13 protein-coding genes are annotated in these 16,009 nt (G+C 44.3%); 9 read left to right on the top strand and 4 right to left on the bottom strand.

The features are described 5' to 3' along the window. Window positions 1–10 precede the first annotated feature (10 nt). Both ACKA06_RS17205 and ACKA06_RS17200 read left to right on the top strand, forming a co-directional pair. Entirely contained in the window at window positions 11–1,933 is a 1,923-nt protein-coding gene (locus ACKA06_RS17205; protein ID WP_197671163.1) for a vWA domain-containing protein, read from the top strand. A gap of 669 nt (window positions 1,934–2,602) precedes the next feature. Continuing rightward, window positions 2,603–4,177: a cation:proton antiporter gene (locus ACKA06_RS17200; protein WP_058297501.1), complete on the top strand. Its 1,575-nt coding sequence runs from the start codon at window positions 2,603–2,605 to the stop codon at window positions 4,175–4,177. Between the two features lie 20 nt (window positions 4,178–4,197). Here the strand turns inward: ACKA06_RS17200 and ACKA06_RS17195 are convergent, their stop codons facing one another. Both ACKA06_RS17195 and ACKA06_RS17190 read right to left on the bottom strand, forming a co-directional pair. Beyond that, window positions 4,198–5,334: a toxic anion resistance protein gene (locus ACKA06_RS17195; protein WP_058297500.1), complete on the bottom strand. Its 1,137-nt coding sequence runs from the start codon at window positions 5,332–5,334 to the stop codon at window positions 4,198–4,200. A gap of 14 nt (window positions 5,335–5,348) precedes the next feature. Next, complete coding sequence (locus ACKA06_RS17190; protein WP_411160257.1) at window positions 5,349–5,978, bottom strand: 5-bromo-4-chloroindolyl phosphate hydrolysis family protein; 630 nt, start codon at window positions 5,976–5,978, stop codon at window positions 5,349–5,351. 247 nt (window positions 5,979–6,225) lie between these two features. On the opposite strand from ACKA06_RS17190, the gene ACKA06_RS17185 reads away from it, so the two are divergent. Then, window positions 6,226–7,401 carry a D-alanyl-D-alanine carboxypeptidase family protein gene (locus ACKA06_RS17185; protein ID WP_411160256.1) on the top strand — a complete coding sequence of 392 codons (1,176 nt, stop codon included), beginning with the start codon at window positions 6,226–6,228 and terminating at the stop codon, window positions 7,399–7,401. Between the two features lie 373 nt (window positions 7,402–7,774). Here the strand turns inward: ACKA06_RS17185 and ACKA06_RS17180 are convergent, their stop codons facing one another. Beyond that, window positions 7,775–8,224, bottom strand: coding sequence for a cupredoxin domain-containing protein (locus tag ACKA06_RS17180; RefSeq protein WP_064563801.1), 450 nt, complete (start codon window positions 8,222–8,224; stop codon window positions 7,775–7,777). Between the two features lie 166 nt (window positions 8,225–8,390). On the opposite strand from ACKA06_RS17180, the gene ACKA06_RS17175 reads away from it, so the two are divergent. The 6 genes from ACKA06_RS17175 to recQ all read left to right on the top strand — a co-directional run bounded on the left by ACKA06_RS17175 (window position 8,391) and on the right by recQ (window position 13,866). Continuing rightward, window positions 8,391–8,738 carry a DUF1033 family protein gene (locus ACKA06_RS17175; protein WP_411160255.1) on the top strand — a complete coding sequence of 116 codons (348 nt, stop codon included), beginning with the start codon at window positions 8,391–8,393 and terminating at the stop codon, window positions 8,736–8,738. A gap of 291 nt (window positions 8,739–9,029) precedes the next feature. Then, window positions 9,030–9,161 carry a YuzL family protein gene (locus ACKA06_RS17170; protein WP_098151204.1) on the top strand — a complete coding sequence of 44 codons (132 nt, stop codon included), beginning with the start codon at window positions 9,030–9,032 and terminating at the stop codon, window positions 9,159–9,161. Between the two features lie 216 nt (window positions 9,162–9,377). Continuing rightward, on the top strand, window positions 9,378–9,593 hold the full coding sequence (locus ACKA06_RS17165) for a cold-inducible protein YdjO-related protein (protein ID WP_032088111.1): 216 nt from the start codon (window positions 9,378–9,380) through the stop codon (window positions 9,591–9,593). Window positions 9,594–9,702: 109 nt separating this feature from the next. Continuing rightward, window positions 9,703–9,864: a hypothetical protein gene (locus ACKA06_RS17160; RefSeq protein WP_156416135.1), complete on the top strand. Its 162-nt coding sequence runs from the start codon at window positions 9,703–9,705 to the stop codon at window positions 9,862–9,864. A gap of 121 nt (window positions 9,865–9,985) precedes the next feature. Next, window positions 9,986–11,599, top strand: coding sequence for an amidohydrolase (locus tag ACKA06_RS17155; protein ID WP_411160254.1), 1,614 nt, complete (start codon window positions 9,986–9,988; stop codon window positions 11,597–11,599). A 131-nt stretch (window positions 11,600–11,730) separates the two neighbouring features. Further along, on the top strand, window positions 11,731–13,866 hold the full coding sequence (gene recQ / locus ACKA06_RS17150; protein WP_411160253.1) for a DNA helicase RecQ: 2,136 nt from the start codon (window positions 11,731–11,733) through the stop codon (window positions 13,864–13,866). Window positions 13,867–14,368: 502 nt separating this feature from the next. Here the strand turns inward: recQ and ACKA06_RS17145 are convergent. After that, a complete protein-coding gene (locus ACKA06_RS17145; protein WP_058297494.1) occupies window positions 14,369–15,970 on the bottom strand; it encodes an ABC-F family ATP-binding cassette domain-containing protein in 1,602 nt (533 codons plus the stop codon). Between the last annotated feature and the right edge of the window lie 39 nt (window positions 15,971–16,009).

Below are 16,009 nucleotides of genomic sequence, written 5' to 3'. Positions count from 1 at the left end.
GGGATCGATAATGGAAAGGTTCATACAATTTAACGATGAAACCATTGACTCATTTTTATTTATGGAAATGGCGGATTTAGCGAAGACACTTGCCAGAAACGGGGATATGGAACTGAAATACGGTCCGTTTTCTTATGTTGATTATAAGCAGCAAATCGTCTATGTCAGCCATTTTTGGGATCATCGAAAAAGAATGGATGAAGTCAACGGCTTAAAAAGCGATGTGTATCTGCGAACTGTGGGAAACTTATCTGAAACGGATAATGAAGCAGTGGGGAACTACATCCGGAAAATTAAGAAGACTTCCATTCCAAAATTTGCAAAACAGTTGTTTGTCATGGGGGAGGATTTGCGCCTGGAGGAAATCTGTAAATCCAAAAGACCTGGGACAAAACAGGCATTCTACACAAGAAGAGAGCTGTACCGGCAATATTTTCAGGCACAGTTAAAAGTGAATTTGACCAAGAGTGTGTTCACTGACTCATTGTTCAATGCTTTATTTCTATTATTGAATGCCCAGTCCCCTTTGGAGGAAGCACCCGAAATTAATGAGGAAATCGACTTGGCCATGCCATATATGCAGTCAGCAATCACAAGGTTTTACGAAACGAATTCGACCGCCGATGTAGTCGGTATCTGCCTTCAGATCATTGAAGTGGTCGAGGAGATTGTGAAGAAAGATATGCTCAATGAATACTTTCATCTCCCTGAAGATGCACATGAACAAAATGATATTCCTGTCGATACCTTTGAGGACCTTAAACGAAAGGATCCACTGGCGAATCAGGATGTCCTTGAGGAAGAAAGCACAGGTGATGAAGAAGTGATTGATGAAGAGTTTCGTACCTGGCACAGGGAAACAGAAGACAAAGGTGAATCCTTTTTACAGTTCGATCTGGATCAGGGCTCGCAGTCAGACCTAATGGGTGAAGGCGTCCGCGAAGGCGACGATGGTGACCAGGCCCTGGCGATGGTGCAGGGGTCAGCTCAAGAGACCGAAAGAGAACAATATCAAAACGTAAGAGCAGCAGAGAAAGAACATGAAGAATTGAATGGCGGAGGGGAAAATAAGTACGGGAAGGATAATCGATTTGCCCTCCCTTACTTCCTTTACCCGGACATACCGACAGCTGAAGAGCAGAGTGTTTACGGTAATTATAAATCTGCCATTGCTCCCTTACAGAAAAAATTGAAAAAAATGATTGAAAAGACGCTGGAGCATAAACGGATCCAGCCCCGGTCTGATTTGCACTTCGGACGCTTGAATAAGAAGCTGCTCCGCTTTTTGACAGATGATAATCCAAGACTGTTCTATAAAAAACAGAACCCATCATCTGAAATTGATGCAGTCTTCTCCCTCCTGGTCGATTGCTCAGGTTCGATGTTCGATAAAATGGATCAAACGAAGCAGGGAATCACTTTATTTCATGAATCGCTGAAGTCTGTCCGCGTACCTCATGAAGTGGTCGGATTCTGGGAAGATACCAATCGGGCAACAAAGACTCATCAGCCTAACTATCTGAAGCCTGTATTGGATTACACATCTTCTTTAAAGCCAGCCTCAGGAGCGGAAATCATGCAGCTCGAGCCTGAAGAAGACAACAGGGACGGGTTTGCCATTCGATTGATGACCGAGCGGATATTAAGAAGGAACGAAAACCAGAAATTCCTGCTTGTCTTTTCAGACGGCGAACCCGCAGCGATGGAATATGATCAAAACGGGATCGTCGATACGCATGAAGCTGTATTGGATGCAAGGAAGCAGGGAATAGAAGTCATCAACGTTTTCCTATCGAATGGACCGATTGATGAAGGACAGCGTAATACCATCCAGAACATATACGGCAATTACAGCATCCTTGTTTCCGAGATCGAGGAACTCCCGGATGTGTTATTCCCGCTGCTTCGGAAATTGTTATATAAAAGCATCTGACTTGATGAAGATGATGCGAAAGGGAAAGCCCGGACTAATTTGCCTTTTCATGAGGGTAATTAGTTCGGGTTTTTTTTATGTTTAGGAGTAGTCATTATGTTTATAGCCCGGACCGGCTCTTGTTTTGGGTGCGGAATTTCGCTTTCTGAGGGCAGACCGTGACCCTTAGTCCGATTCAAAAGGTACAGGTGCAGGGCTCGTTACATGATCAGCGGTTTTGACGATGGGTCTTTTTAGCAATGTTAGGTCGACTTACTCAATTTTTGTAAGAAAAAAGGGTCTCAAGATTCAAAATGTGGATGGTTTCATGGTTAAAAGCAGGGAAAGAGCTGTCACCAGTCGTCAAAATTCCTGCATAAGGAAATATACGAGCCACTTTCAAGATTTACAAGCCGCATTTTAAAATTACAAGCCACTTTATACGTTTTTCAAGCCACTTGTCGAATAATCTTTAGGTTGTTGCCGTAAAACCGGTGCGTGGAAGCTTTTCCATGACAGGGGCAAAATCCTCAATGGCGAATTGGCTTCTGCCATTAAGCATAAACCTTTGAAAAACCTTTGAAGCAGCAAGAGGCTGCCAGTGACCAAAGCTGAAATAAGGTTTAGATTTTCCCAGAAAGGCAATTAATGTACCATAAGAGAATGATGGTATTTATTGGAGGGGACGTCATGGAAGAAATCGATTTTCATCATATATTCGAATTGGGCCTGATAATGGTTATGATTGCGGCAGGTATCACCGCATTCGCAAAAAAGCTGAAGCAGCCTTACCCGATTGCACTGGTCATTATAGGTGCATTGATCGGGCTATTTAATATTCCAGTATTGGAACCCCTTAAAGATTTCATTACGGAAGGGGAGGTTTTCAACTTTGTCATCATCACCCTTTTCCTTCCTGCATTACTTGGGGAGGCAGCTTTAAAGCTGCCTTATTCCCAATTGAATTCAAATAAAGAGCCTGTAATGGCATTGGCCTTCGGAGGAACGTTTCTATCATTCTTGATCATCGGGTTCTCGGCGTATTATTTCTTTGACCTTCCTGTACCGGCGGCATTCGTGTTCGGTGCGTTGATGAGTGCGACTGACCCTGTCAGTGTCCTTTCCATCTTTAAAAGTGTCGGGGTAAAGAAGAGGCTCGCTGTCGTCATTGAAGGGGAGAGCTTATTCAATGACGGGCTGGCCGTGGTATTATTTAATATTTCCGCGTTCTATTTACTCACATACATAGACGCTGGCTGGGCTGGGCTAGGCAGCGGGCTATGGGAATTCATACGGGTTGTATCGCTGGGAGTCATCATCGGGGGTTCACTAGGATATGCATTTTCCGTCCTTACAAAATACTTCGATGATTATCCGCTAGAAATCATATTCAGCATCATTCTTTTCTACGGATCCTTCCTGATGGCAGAAAGTGTTCATGCATCAGGGGTCATTGCCGTCGTGATCGCTGCCCTGATTTTCGGAAACTACGGCGGGAAAATCGGTATGAGCCCGACGACAAAATTGAACATCAGCAGTTTCTGGGACGTCGCTGCATTACTGGCGAATTCACTTGTTTTCCTGATGGTCGGCCTCGAAATCACCAGGATCGATCTTGTTGATAAATGGCCGCTGATTTTTGCCGCGATTGGGATCGTCCTGGTTGCGAGGAGTATCGCTGTGTATACTAGTCTGTCGCTGATCAATAATTTTCCGCACAACTGGAAGCATATCTTGAATTGGGGCGGATTGAAGGGTTCCCTCTCAGTCGCTCTCGTCCTCAGTCTGCCTAGGGACTTCCCGGCAAGGGAGGACGTGCTGATCCTTGCATTCAGTGTCGTGCTTTTCAGCCTGGTCGTACAGGGGTTGACCATAAAGCCGCTGATTTCGTTGATGGGTGTAAAAGCCGAAGGGGGAGAACATGGTGAATTCCAGGAGCTGTTATCCCATGTTCATCGGTATGAAACGGCCATATCTGAGATTCACAGAGTGAAACAGAAACTCTATATCACCGACCCGGTTTCTGAAGAAATGATGGAAATGTACAAAAAAAGAATTGATATCATAAGGGCACAGTTGAATGAACTGTATGAAACATATCCGGAATTAAAGAAAAAACAACTATCAACATTAAGAAAGCATGCCCTTTATGCCGAATACGATGCCATTGCGAAACTTGAAAAAGAAGAGATCATATCAAGTACCCTTGCAGAAAAGCAGTATGATGCGATTACCGATGAGATTGTCAATAGTGAAGAAAAATAAGAGGCGCCCGCGGGCACCTCTTATTTTTTGATTTCCATCAGCTTTTGTTTTAACTCCTGTTCCATCACGGCCATATCCTGTTCTGCCTGGAGGCGCTTCTGGCGTCCTTCGGCCTGGATGGTCAATGTCTCTTCGATTGTGGCGATTAAATTTTCCTGGGTTTTCTTGAGGGTTTCCACATCGATGATGCCCCGTTCATTTTCTCTAGCGGTTTCGATACTGTTTGTTTTCAGCATTTCCGAGTTCTTCAACAGAAGATCATTGGTGGTCTGGGAAACCTGCTTCTGGGCCGTCACCGCTTTTTGCTGATTTAAAAGGGTGAGGGCGATCGCAATTTGATTCTTCCAGAGCGGGATCGCAGTAAGGATGGACGCCTGGATCTTTTCCGCAAGAGCCTGATTGGTATTCTGGATCAAACGGATTTGCGGAGCGGATTGAATCGTCATCTGCCTGCTCAGTTTAAGGTCGTGGATCCTCTTGTCGAGGCGGTCCAGGAACTGCATCGTATCGTTCACTTCCTGGAAAATCAATTCGTCACCCGATTCCTCTGCTTTTCTCCTAAGCGAAGGAAGGAGGGTGTTCTGAATCTCATCCCGTTTGATTTCCGCTGCGGCGATGTAAATATTCAGTGCCTGAAAATAATCCTTATTCTTATCATAAAGTGTTTCGAGCAGCCTGTTGTCATCGAGCAATGTCTTTTGAGAATGTTCCAGTCTCACAGAGATGCGATCGATCTGGGATCCGATCTTCTGATATTTAGAGAGTACCTCCTGGATCGAAGAGGATACTTTCCGGAACAATTTTTTGAAGATCCCTTTTTGCTTTGAATTCAGTTCATCAGGATTCATCTGCTCCAATTTTTTCATAAGGTCGCTCAATACATCCCCGATCGGCCCGATATCCCTCTTCTGCACATGCTCAAGCATGGAATGGGAGAAGCTCGACAGCTGGTTTTGTGCTGCTGTCCCATATTTCAGTATAGCCTCGTAGTCCTTGTAATCGATCTGCTCTGCAAGTTGTTTGGCCTTGGCCTGTTGTTCTTTCGGCAGACGGTCCAATAAAGCAGGCGCAGTTTCGGATTTTCTTTCCTGTTCATCAGAGAAGGGGTTGGAAAGGAGCTGATCCAGCTCGTTAAGCTCTTGACGTTGTTCCATCATAAAACCTCCATCATCTATTTTAAATCTTTATTTTGTGTTAGATGTTTATTAGCGAAAGTCAATTCCATTTTCAAATGATCCATATCATCTGCCACCACCATCTGCAGATCCTTCTCCAGGGAGTCAACCAGTTCATCCAGGGTGGATCGGGTCTGCTGGAGGGAAAGGAACGTCTCCTGGCTTTTGCCCGGCTGTGAAGCAAGGAATGTATATTTCTCTGTCAGTTCAACAACTGAATCCAGGTTATAGTAGAAAAAGGATTCAGCCGAGTAATAACGCTTGGGGTCCTTTGACACCAATTGAAAGATTCTCCTAGTCAGCCGGTTGATCTCCAGGATCTGCTTGAAAGCACCAAGCGACCGCACTTTAAGCTGCTGTTTTTGGAGCCGTTTGACTTTTTCCTTCGCTTCTTTTAAATTCTTGCCGATGTATCGATATTCCTTTCTCGTCAAACCTTTTTTGTTAAGCCAAACGCTCCGCTGAATTTCCTTTATGGTAAAAAAGGATGCGATTCCGGTCGCGGTCCCTGCAAGCAGAGTGAGTGGGAATCCGATATCAAATGCAAGTAAATACACCGCAAAACTAGTTGTGCCGATTGTAATGGAGACAACACTTCTTAAGAGAAAGTGCAAAAAAGTATTCATTTCATCTACCCCTTAATAGAATGCTTACCTTTTATACGTGGAAGTGACTGAAAAAGTTTCATGCAGTTACTATTATTGTACCAGAAGAGGGAGCTGCGGGCATACTTCCCAGGATGTATAAAGTCACTTATTTTGTAAGGAATTGACATCAATCTTTCATTTATATAACAAATCGGGGATTTGTGATTAAAGTATCATTTTTTTGATAAAATGGTTTAGTAGATTGACGGGACAGGTGAGTGAAGATATGAAAAAAACGTTATTGCTGATGACCATTATGCTCTTCTGGGGATTTTCGACTATGGCATCGGCACAAGTGAATACAGTAAAAAAGCCTGATGCACTCTTTAGTAAATCGGCTGTATTGATAGATTCAGAAACGGGGAGCATCCTTTACTCCAAGGATGCCCATAAGAAAATGAACCCTGCCAGTATTACGAAGATCGCTACAGCTATATATGCGCTTGAAAACAGCAGCCTTTATGAAACAGTCACAGTCAGTGAACGGGCAGCCGGGACGGAAGGATCCACTGTCTATCTGCTGCCCGGAGAGAAGATATCCATGCATCAGCTGCTTCAGGGGTTGATGGTCAACTCGGGGAATGATGCTGCCGTCGCGATCGCGGAGCATACGGAGGGATCGGTGGAAGAATTCACAGAGAAGCTGAATCAATTCCTGAAGGATGAAGTAGGGGTGAAGGATACACACTTCGTGAATCCCCACGGGCTTTATGATAAGGATCATTATACGTCGGCCTACGATATGGCCAAGATCACAAGCTATGCAATGAAAAACGATGCATTCAGGACACTCTTTGATATCGAATCACTTGAATGGTCCTCTGAAGGATGGAATACCACCCTGTATAACCACCATAAAATGGTCAAGGGAGAAATGCCTTATCCCGAAGTGACAGGCGGGAAGAACGGATTTGTACCCGAAGCCAATCATACCCTTGTGACTTCTGCTGAAAATGATGGTGTATCGGTTGTCGCCGTGACGATGGATGCGCAGAGTAAAAGAGCTATATATGCGGATACCCGGGCACTTCTTGATTACGGTTTAAATCAGTTTACGCGGTCGTATGTTTCGAAGGACAGTGACTTTCAAACAGAAAACGGCTCATACAAGTTGCAATCAGATTTCTATTACACGAAGCCGTTCAACCAATCTGTGAATGAAGTGGTCGATAAAAACGGAATGTTGACGATATTTAACGAAGACAATGAAGAGATTGCTTCCACCAAGCTCCAGGCTGTTAACCACTCTGATAAAAAGCAGCAGGTTCTGGCATCGAACAGTCACTCCGCCGGACATAGTGAATGGGAGTATTCATCTTTTTTCTATCCAGTATTTCTTTATATGATTATTCTAGTGATAGCAGGTATATCAATGATGAGATTAAGGGAGCGGGAATATTAGACTCGGCTGGTTCTTAATACCGCTAATGATTTCCGTGCAAGACTACGCTTTCCGAGGATAGACCTTGAGCCTCCTATCGCTGGATCAGCGGGGAGGACCTGTCCAGCTGCAGGGGTAGTGGCACATGTCATAAGCCAAACCGTCCAAGAAGGCAAAGAGCGCCTTCCAGGCCGGTTCGTCTTATGCCACACGCATCTGGGCAAAGCCCTTCCGCTCTTCTGTTAGGAGTCTTCGTCTTGCACTCCAATCAACCCCTAGTTCATGCTATAATCTAAATCTCACTGTCATTAAATAATATATAAAACCCGAACCAAATTGCCTCATATAACGCAATTTGGTTCGGGTTTTTTTCTATTTCTCAAATACTCTTCTTTTAATCCACAATGATATACCCGATCATCGGGCCGCTTTGTTCCATCGTTGTGTGGGTTTCACAAATGATGCGGTAGGTGCCTTCTTTGGAGAATGTGACATCGACAACGGTTTCTTTGCCTTTTTCAACCGTGCCTTTGATGTTTGTCCCTTCAATATGGAATGGGTGAGCTTTGCCGTTTACCCCATGGATCCGGAGCTGTATGCGTTTATCCTTTTCCACGACGATTGTACCGGGATCCCAGCGGTACGACTCGATTTCCCGGCCATCGGCTGTCTTCGACTTGAATTCCCCGGTCACCAATTCGAATGTCTGCACATCGGCAGAATCCAATGAAACCGTCGGATAAGAATTCTGTGATTTATAAGCCCAAATGGATCCCAGACTGATAATTAAGAGGGTGAAAAAGATAACGATAAGGGATGATTTCTTCAATACTAAAAACTTCAAGTTTTCTCTTCCTCCTTTTTAAATATATAGAACAGCCATTATTTTATTGTTATGCATGAAAGGGAGAGAACTTGTCTATTTAATATGGAGGAGTTACGAAACGATTTTCTTGATTTTCGTTATTAGTAATGTAAAATAGTTTGGGAAGAATAAGGAGGGTGAAGCATTGGAGCCAATAAGGAAAGTGATACTGACCAGAAGCGATGCGGAACCATGGTGGTTTTTTGACGACTGGCAAAAGGATATCGTCCAAACATGGGAATATGTAGAGGAATCGGCGGCCGTTGAAAAATATAAAACTGAAATCTCAAGGCTGAGAAATATATTCCCCAATGTAAAAACCAAGAATTATCAATCAATTGCATTCTGGAATCCCGAAGAACTGGAATTCTGTGAAGCATGTGACGATGATGCGCAGATCTATCACGGCATCATTTTGTTTGAAGACGAACAGCCTATGGAAATCGATGAAGAAATGATGGAAGAAATAAAAGGGTTATTGGCTGGCGGCTAAAAGGAATGCAGATGATTACTGCATTCTTTTTTCATTTAGGCTCTTTTCGCACACTTGTTGCTTTGCACACTAGAAAATACCGGAACTTGGGTATTTTCGGTTTGTTAGTCCGTCTGTTGTTTAAACTTAGGTTCGAAAAGAGCACGTCCACAAGCAACATTAGACTGCAAGCCAATTTACGAAAAGCAACAATCTTTTAGAAAACAGCCTTGATTTGAAGAGTGGGAAGTCATTTGATCTTTACATAAAAAGGAAGGTATTTGGGGAGCATAAGAAACGGAGGTGATGGAAATGAGCAAAAGGAAAGAAGACCCATCAAAAGCAATGTTAGGTTCATCCCAGACAGAAGGGCAGGGAACGACGAACAGGGAATTGCCCGGCGGTTCCCCGGCGGATTCTTCGCGGTCGAAGAAGAAAAAGTGACCCAGCCTTCACGGGTACCGTTCTAGTCCATAGGTCAGCTGTATATATTAATATGTAAGCAAGTATGATATAATGGAATTAATCGCAGAATGAAACCTACACTATAACCGGCTTTTCATTATATACCCACATCATTTTTTCTTAAGCTACATTACCACAAATCAGTTTTTTCGTGCCCGGCATGGAAATCCTGCTTATCTTAAAGGAGGACATTCAATGGCTTTTGGTCGTCGAAATCAAGTAGAAGAAGAAATAAAAACTGAGGAAACGGAAATTTGGGCCTGTTCTTCCGCTGATTGCAAAGGGTGGATGAGGGATAACTTCAAGAGCGAAGATACACCTAAATGCCCGCTCTGCAACGCTGATATGGAGAAATCGACTAAAGTACTGCAGGTCGTGGATAATCCCCACCCAACGATGAAATCGTCCTGATCGAGCAAAGAATCAATCATTTGATTGGTTCTTTTTTTTGTTTATTTTAAAACGCTTTTTTTGTTCCTGAATAGTATGTAGTGTACTATGCGTAAAAGGAGGGAGCACCATGTCCGGTAAAAACAAAAAGGAAAAAGAAGTGCCGACGATGCCAGAGAAGGATGAACATTCAATATGGGACAGCTTTTGGAAGCTTGAGAGACCTGAAGCTGAAGCAAGACCAGAAGCTGATGAACAGAAGACAGAAGAAACCACGTTCAGGTGGTTCTGATTTTTTTAGGACTGCAGAGGAGATCATCGCCTCTGCAGTTTTTATTTGCTTCATGCAATTTCTGCTATGTTTATAAATACTCTCATATTGGTAGAAATAACTGTAGAAGAACGAAGGAGGAATGTTGGAATTGATCATTGATAACGTACGCCTATATGATGGACAGGATTTCAAACGAGAAGGCGGGATCCATCATGTGGTCATTGAAGAAGGAAAAATAAGAAATATCCGGAAAGGCAGAACGAAGGAAAAGGGCTCGCATGTCGTAGACGGCAAGGAAAGGGTCATGACACCGGCATTCCATGACTCGCATATGCATTTCCTGCGCTACGGCTTGATGAAGAGGGAATTAGATCTGAGGCATGTTACGGGCTGGGAACAGATGAAGGAGGAAGTGCGCTCACATTATCCTCAAATGGAAGACGGTGACTGGGTTGTGGGGAGAGGATTGGATGATAGCTCATTCACTGACCGGGAATCTCTCCTTCAGGCAAAGGACCTCGATGAACTGCATCTGCATACATATATGTTCTTTCTGCATCAGGACGGGCATGAATGTGTAGTCAATCATAAAGTAATGGATCTACTGGAGCAGGAAGAAGAGTTTTCTGACATCCCGGACGATTTTAAGGAAAAGGACGATGAAGGAAACTGGACAGGGCGCTTCAAAGATACGGCAGTTCATTATATCAAACATCATTTTCGAAGCAGGAGCACTCAAGATGCAATAGATGCACTGAATGACGGTATCCCCCATCTTCTCAAAAATGGGATCACCACTATCCACACCGAAGATTTGAACTTCATCGGTTCATTCGACCGGCTGTGGAGTGCCTATACTTATTTGGAAAAGGATGGAAATCTTCCGATCAGGGCTTATCTGCATCACTATATTTTTAAGAAGAAGCATTTGGAAGACTATCTGGAATCTCATCCATTCCGTACCGGTGAAGGCACAGATAAAGTGAAAGTGGGAGCGGTGAAGGTGTTCCTTGATGGGACACAAAGGCTTCATACTTCTGCCATGAGAATCCCGTATAAAGATAAAAAAGATACGGCAGGGAATGCAGTTTATTCACAGCAGGAACTGAATGATATTGTATCGCTTGCAGGCCAGAACGGCATGCAGGTAGCAGTGCACGCCATAGGGGACAGGGCGGTGGCACAGGCAATCACCGCGTTTGAGCAGCCTGAGGCGAATACAGAAGCCCTTCGTCACAGGATCATCCATGCCCAAACTCTTGGTCAAGATCTTTTATACCGGTTAGAGAAGCTTCACACTGTCATTGAGACTCAGCCTTCATTCCTCCTCAGTGAGTGGGATAAGAAAGAAAAGTGGGTAGGGGAGGAGCTGGCGCCTTATTGTGATGCGTTCAAGAGTATGCTCAATCACAATGTTCCGATTACGCTCAGTTCCGATTTGCCCATAGGGTCGCTTAATCCTTTTGAAGGGATCTTCGCAGCAGTGAATCGGACTGACTTTGAAGGTAATCCCGAAGGCGGCTGGCAGCCCCAGGAAAAGCTTACCGTCGACGAAGCTTTTATTGGCTATACCTCGACACCGACACTCATTGAATTAAACGAAGAGCATAATCATGGCAGGCTGACTATCGGAGAGAGGGCGGATTTCCTGCTCATCGACCGCCACCCTCTGGAAGTCCCTGAAAATGAGCTTCACCATATTCAAGTTGTGGAGACATGGGCTGAAGGTGAAAAATTTTACAGCAAAAACTGAAAATAATCGGTTAGACGGCGATCCGGGGAGTGAATGTTTCCCCTGGATCGTTTTGTTTTTGTGTATAAGTTGGCACAATAAAAAATGTAGATTACAATAAAGAAAGCAAAATGAAAGGAGGCTGAAAGTGATTGGGAAATGCTCATGAAATACTCAAACAATACTTTGGGTACTCAGAATTCAGAAAAGGTCAAGACGAAATCATATCCAACGTCTTATCAGGCAAGAATACAGCCGGTATCATGCCAACCGGCGGAGGGAAATCAATTTGTTATCAAGTTCCCTCATTGCTGCTTGAGGGCGTCACCCTTGTCATTTCTCCTTTGATTTCTTTAATGAAAGACCAGGTCGATTCGCTGACATTCCAAGGTATACCTGCCACATACATAAACAGCACACTCAGTGCAGCCGAAGTGGAAGAGCGGATGGAAGAACTCTCATACGGAGAATACAAACTGCTGTATATAGCACCTGAACGGCTGGAATCCCCGCAATTTATCCGCTATCTCAATTCATTGGAGATACCGCTGGTCGCTGTGGATGAAGCTCACTGCTTATCTCAATGGGGACATGATTTCAGGCCTAGCTATATGGGAATCTATGATGCAGTGAATCAACTATCTTCACACCCTGTCATATTGGCTTTGACCGCCACGGCAACCCCTCAAGTTCAACGTGATATCCTCAACCATCTGCATATCCCCTCAGAAAACAAGGTATTGACTGGTTTTCAGCGAAACAATCTTTTCTTTAATGTGTTAAAAGGTGAGGACAGGAAACGCTGGATCGGTCAATATGTCGGGAGGAACAGCCAGCAGTCAGGGATCATCTATTGCGCAACCCGCAAGGAAGTTGAAAATGTGCATGATTACTTGGTGAAAAAGGGAGTGCCGGCAGGGAAATATCACGGCGGACTGTCCGATTCGCTCAGGCTCGAACAGCAGGAATCGTTTTTAAATGACTCCATCATGGTAATGGTCGCCACGAATGCATTCGGGATGGGGATCAACAAATCAAATGTAAGATACGTCGTTCATTATCAAATCCCGAAAAATATGGAAGCGTACTATCAGGAAGCCGGCCGTGCCGGGCGGGACGGAGTGGAAAGCGAATGCATCCTGCTCTTTTCCCCGCAGGACATCCAGACCCAGCGGTACATCATCGATCAGAACGTGATGAGTCCGGAACTTCATCATAATGAATTGCAGAAACTGAGGGACATGGTGGATTTTGTGCATACTGAAACCTGCCTTCAGAATTATATCCTTTCTTATTTTGGGGAAGAGTCTGAGGGTGAATGCGGTCACTGCAGCAACTGTCTGGATGATAGGGAGTCGGAGGATGTCACGGTCAAAGCCCAGATGGTGCTTTCATGCATGATCCGGATGAACGAACGTTTCGGCACCTCCATGATCAGCGGCGTGCTGACCGGCTCTAAGGGAAAGAAGATCCTTGATTTCAGATTCGATAAGCTGTCGACATACGGGTTGCTGAAGGGAGAGTCGCAAAAGGAAGTCGGCCTCTTCATTGACTACTTGATTTCAGAAGGCATCATCGATGTAGAGGGAGGAAGCTATCCGGTACTTAAAGTCTCAAGTAAAGGACGGGAAGTTTTAATAGGGGAAAGGAAGGTTACACGCAAGAAACAGGTCGCTCCTGCCCCAGTCTTATCGAATGAAGACGAATTATTCCAGGTCCTGAGGGATTTGAGAAAAGCCATTGCAAAAGAGGAAGGGGTTCCTCCGTTTGTCATCTTTTCAGACAAAACGCTGCATGATATGTGCCTGAAGCAGCCTTCTGATGAAGCTGGGTTCCTCAATGTCAGCGGAGTCGGAGAAAGTAAACTCGAACGCTACGGTGAATTATTCATGAAAGAAATCAAATCCTTCTTAAATGACAATCAAGGCTATACCCGTAAGATTGAAGAAGAACCGGCTGAATCCCCAACACCAAGGGGGAAGGGACAATCAGACGACCCATCCCATTTGGTCACGTTCAAAATGTTCAGCGAAGATAAGGATATTAAAGAAATTGCTTCAGCTCGGGGAATGAGTACGGCAACGATCGAAAATCATATCATCCGCTCCTACGAAGAAGGGCTTTTGGATGATTGGAGCCGCTTCTTTACCGAAGAAGAAGAAGTACTGATTGAATCAGCTGTCAACAAAACGGGGGAAAAGCCCTTGAAGCCCATAAAAGAGGAACTACCCGAAGAAATAACTTATTTTCAGATCAAAGCATATCTGGCTAAAAAGAGAATGCATTAGAAAGGGTCTTAGATAAGATAAGAAAAGGGGATGGGATAAAAAGTGATTTAGTCTTATTAAAACCCGAACTAATTTGCATGAAATGAGGCAAATTAGTTCGGGTTTTTAATTTGTTCAATGTACTTTTAGAAATTAGCTTAACACAGCGGTTGATTGGAGTGCAGGACGCAGACTCCTATCAGAAATGCGGAAGGGCTTTGCTCAGAGGTGTGTGGCATAAGACGAATCGGTCACGAAGGCGTTCTTTGCCTTCTTGGCCGGTTTGGCTTATGACATGTACCTCTAAGCCCTGGAGCTGGACAGTTCCTCTCCCGGTTAATAAGAATAGGAGGCTCACGGGCTACCCGCGGAAAGCGGAGTCCTGCACGGAAATCATTAGCGTTGTTTATAGTTCACCTAAAATGCTGTTCGCTGTTAGATCCAACCATCAAAAAAACCAATCAGGGACGCTGCCCTGATTGGTTTTTTGCAATCCAGCATAAAATATATGAAGGATAGTGATTTACGCTTTTTGAGATGCTTTCAATTCAAGGAATTCATCATAAGTCGTCTGCTTATCAATGATTCCGCCATCCTTGATTTCAATGATGCGGTTTGCAATCGTCTGAATGAACTGATGGTCATGGGAAGCAAAGATCATGGCACCCTTAAACGCAATCAGTCCATTATTTAATGCTGTGATGGACTCAAGATCCAAGTGGTTGGTAGGCTCATCCAATAACAGGACGTTTGAGCCGCTCAGCATCATCTTGGAAAGCATGCAGCGGACTTTTTCCCCACCTGAAAGAACGCTCGGCTTCTTCAGCACTTCTTCACCGGAGAACAACATGCGTCCCAGGAATCCGCGGAGGAACGTCTCACTTTCATCTTCTGGTGAATACTGGCGCAGCCAGTCTACCAATGTAGGCTCAGATCCCTCAAAGTACTCAGTGTTATCTTTAGGGAAATAAGCCTGAGAGGTAGTTACACCCCATTTAAACGATCCGCTGTCAGGTTCCATTTCGCCTGCAAGGATTTTGAAGAGGGTCGTCTTTGCAATTTCATCAGCGCCTACAAGAGCGATCTTATCCTCTTTGTTCATGATGAAGCTGACGTTATCCAAGACCTTGACTCCGTCGATCGTTTTCGTCAACCCTTCGACTCTTAATACGTCGTTCCCGATTTCACGCTCGGGCTTGAACTGAACGTAAGGGTAACGGCGTGAACTTGGCTTGATATCATCAAGTGAGATTTTATCCAAGAGTTTTTTACGTGAGGTCGCCTGCTTCGATTTGGAAGCATTGGCTGAGAATCTCGCAACGAAAGCCTGGAGCTCCTTGATTTTTTCTTCTTTCTTTTTATTCTGATCCTGAGCCATTTTCAGAGCGAGCTGGCTGGACTCATACCAGAAATCATAGTTACCGACATAAATCTGGAGCTTTCCAAAATCAAGGTCGGCAATGTGCGTACATACCTTATTCAAGAAATGACGGTCATGGGATACAACGATGACCGTATTTTCAAAGTTGATCAAGAATTCTTCAAGCCACTGGATTGCCTGGATATCCAAGTGGTTGGTAGGCTCATCAAGAAGCAGGACATCGGGTTTTCCGAATAATGCCTGTGCAAGAAGAACTTTTACTTTATCTCCACCTGTAAGCTCGGACATCTGCTTTGCATGCAGATCTTCCCCGATACCAAGGCCTTTTAACAGGATGGCGGCTTCCGATTCTGCTTCCCATCCGTTCAATTCAGCGAACTCGCCTTCCAATTCAGCGGCTCTCATGCCATCTTCATCAGAGAAATCTTCTTTCATATAAATAGCGTCTTTTTCCTGCATCACTTCATAAAGACGGGTATGTCCCATGATGACGACTTTCAATACTTCATATTCTTCATATTCAAAGTGATCCTGCTTCAAAACAGCGAGGCGCTCACCAGGAGACATGGAAACATTCCCTGTCTGCGCTTCGATATCCCCGGAAAGGATTTTAAGGAAAGTTGATTTACCTGCGCCGTTCGCACCGATCAATCCATAACAATTACCCGGGGTAAATTTTATATTCACGTCTTCGAATAACTTGCGGTCTCCGAAACGTAAGCTAACATCTGATACTTGAATCATTCATACTACCTCCCAATACTCAATCTAAAAGATTATAAC

This window comes from Rossellomorea oryzaecorticis (assembly GCF_045897515.1).
Classification (GTDB): domain Bacteria; phylum Bacillota; class Bacilli; order Bacillales; family Bacillaceae_B; genus Rossellomorea; species Rossellomorea enclensis.
This window is presented reverse-complemented; position numbering and strand designations above follow the sequence as displayed.

Bases quoted from the DNA above. Each gene is read 5' to 3' on its own strand.
- ACKA06_RS17170 (WP_098151204.1), top strand. From the start codon at position 9,030: ATGAGCAAAAGGAAAGAAGACCCATCAAAAGCAATGTTAGGTTCATCC.
- ACKA06_RS17145 (WP_058297494.1), bottom strand. From the start codon at position 15,970: ATGATTCAAGTATCAGATGTTAGCTTACGTTTCGGAGACCGCAAGTTA.
- ACKA06_RS17205 (WP_197671163.1), top strand. From the start codon at position 11: ATGGAAAGGTTCATACAATTTAACGATGAAACCATTGACTCATTTTTA.
- ACKA06_RS17155 (WP_411160254.1), top strand. From the start codon at position 9,986: ATGTTGGAATTGATCATTGATAACGTACGCCTATATGATGGACAGGAT.
- ACKA06_RS17165 (WP_032088111.1), top strand. From the start codon at position 9,378: ATGGCTTTTGGTCGTCGAAATCAAGTAGAAGAAGAAATAAAAACTGAG.
- ACKA06_RS17200 (WP_058297501.1), top strand. From the start codon at position 2,603: ATGGAAGAAATCGATTTTCATCATATATTCGAATTGGGCCTGATAATG.
- ACKA06_RS17185 (WP_411160256.1), top strand. From the start codon at position 6,226: ATGAAAAAAACGTTATTGCTGATGACCATTATGCTCTTCTGGGGATTT.
- ACKA06_RS17195 (WP_058297500.1), bottom strand. From the start codon at position 5,334: ATGATGGAACAACGTCAAGAGCTTAACGAGCTGGATCAGCTCCTTTCC.
- ACKA06_RS17160 (WP_156416135.1), top strand. From the start codon at position 9,703: ATGTCCGGTAAAAACAAAAAGGAAAAAGAAGTGCCGACGATGCCAGAG.
- ACKA06_RS17190 (WP_411160257.1), bottom strand. From the start codon at position 5,978: ATGAATACTTTTTTGCACTTTCTCTTAAGAAGTGTTGTCTCCATTACA.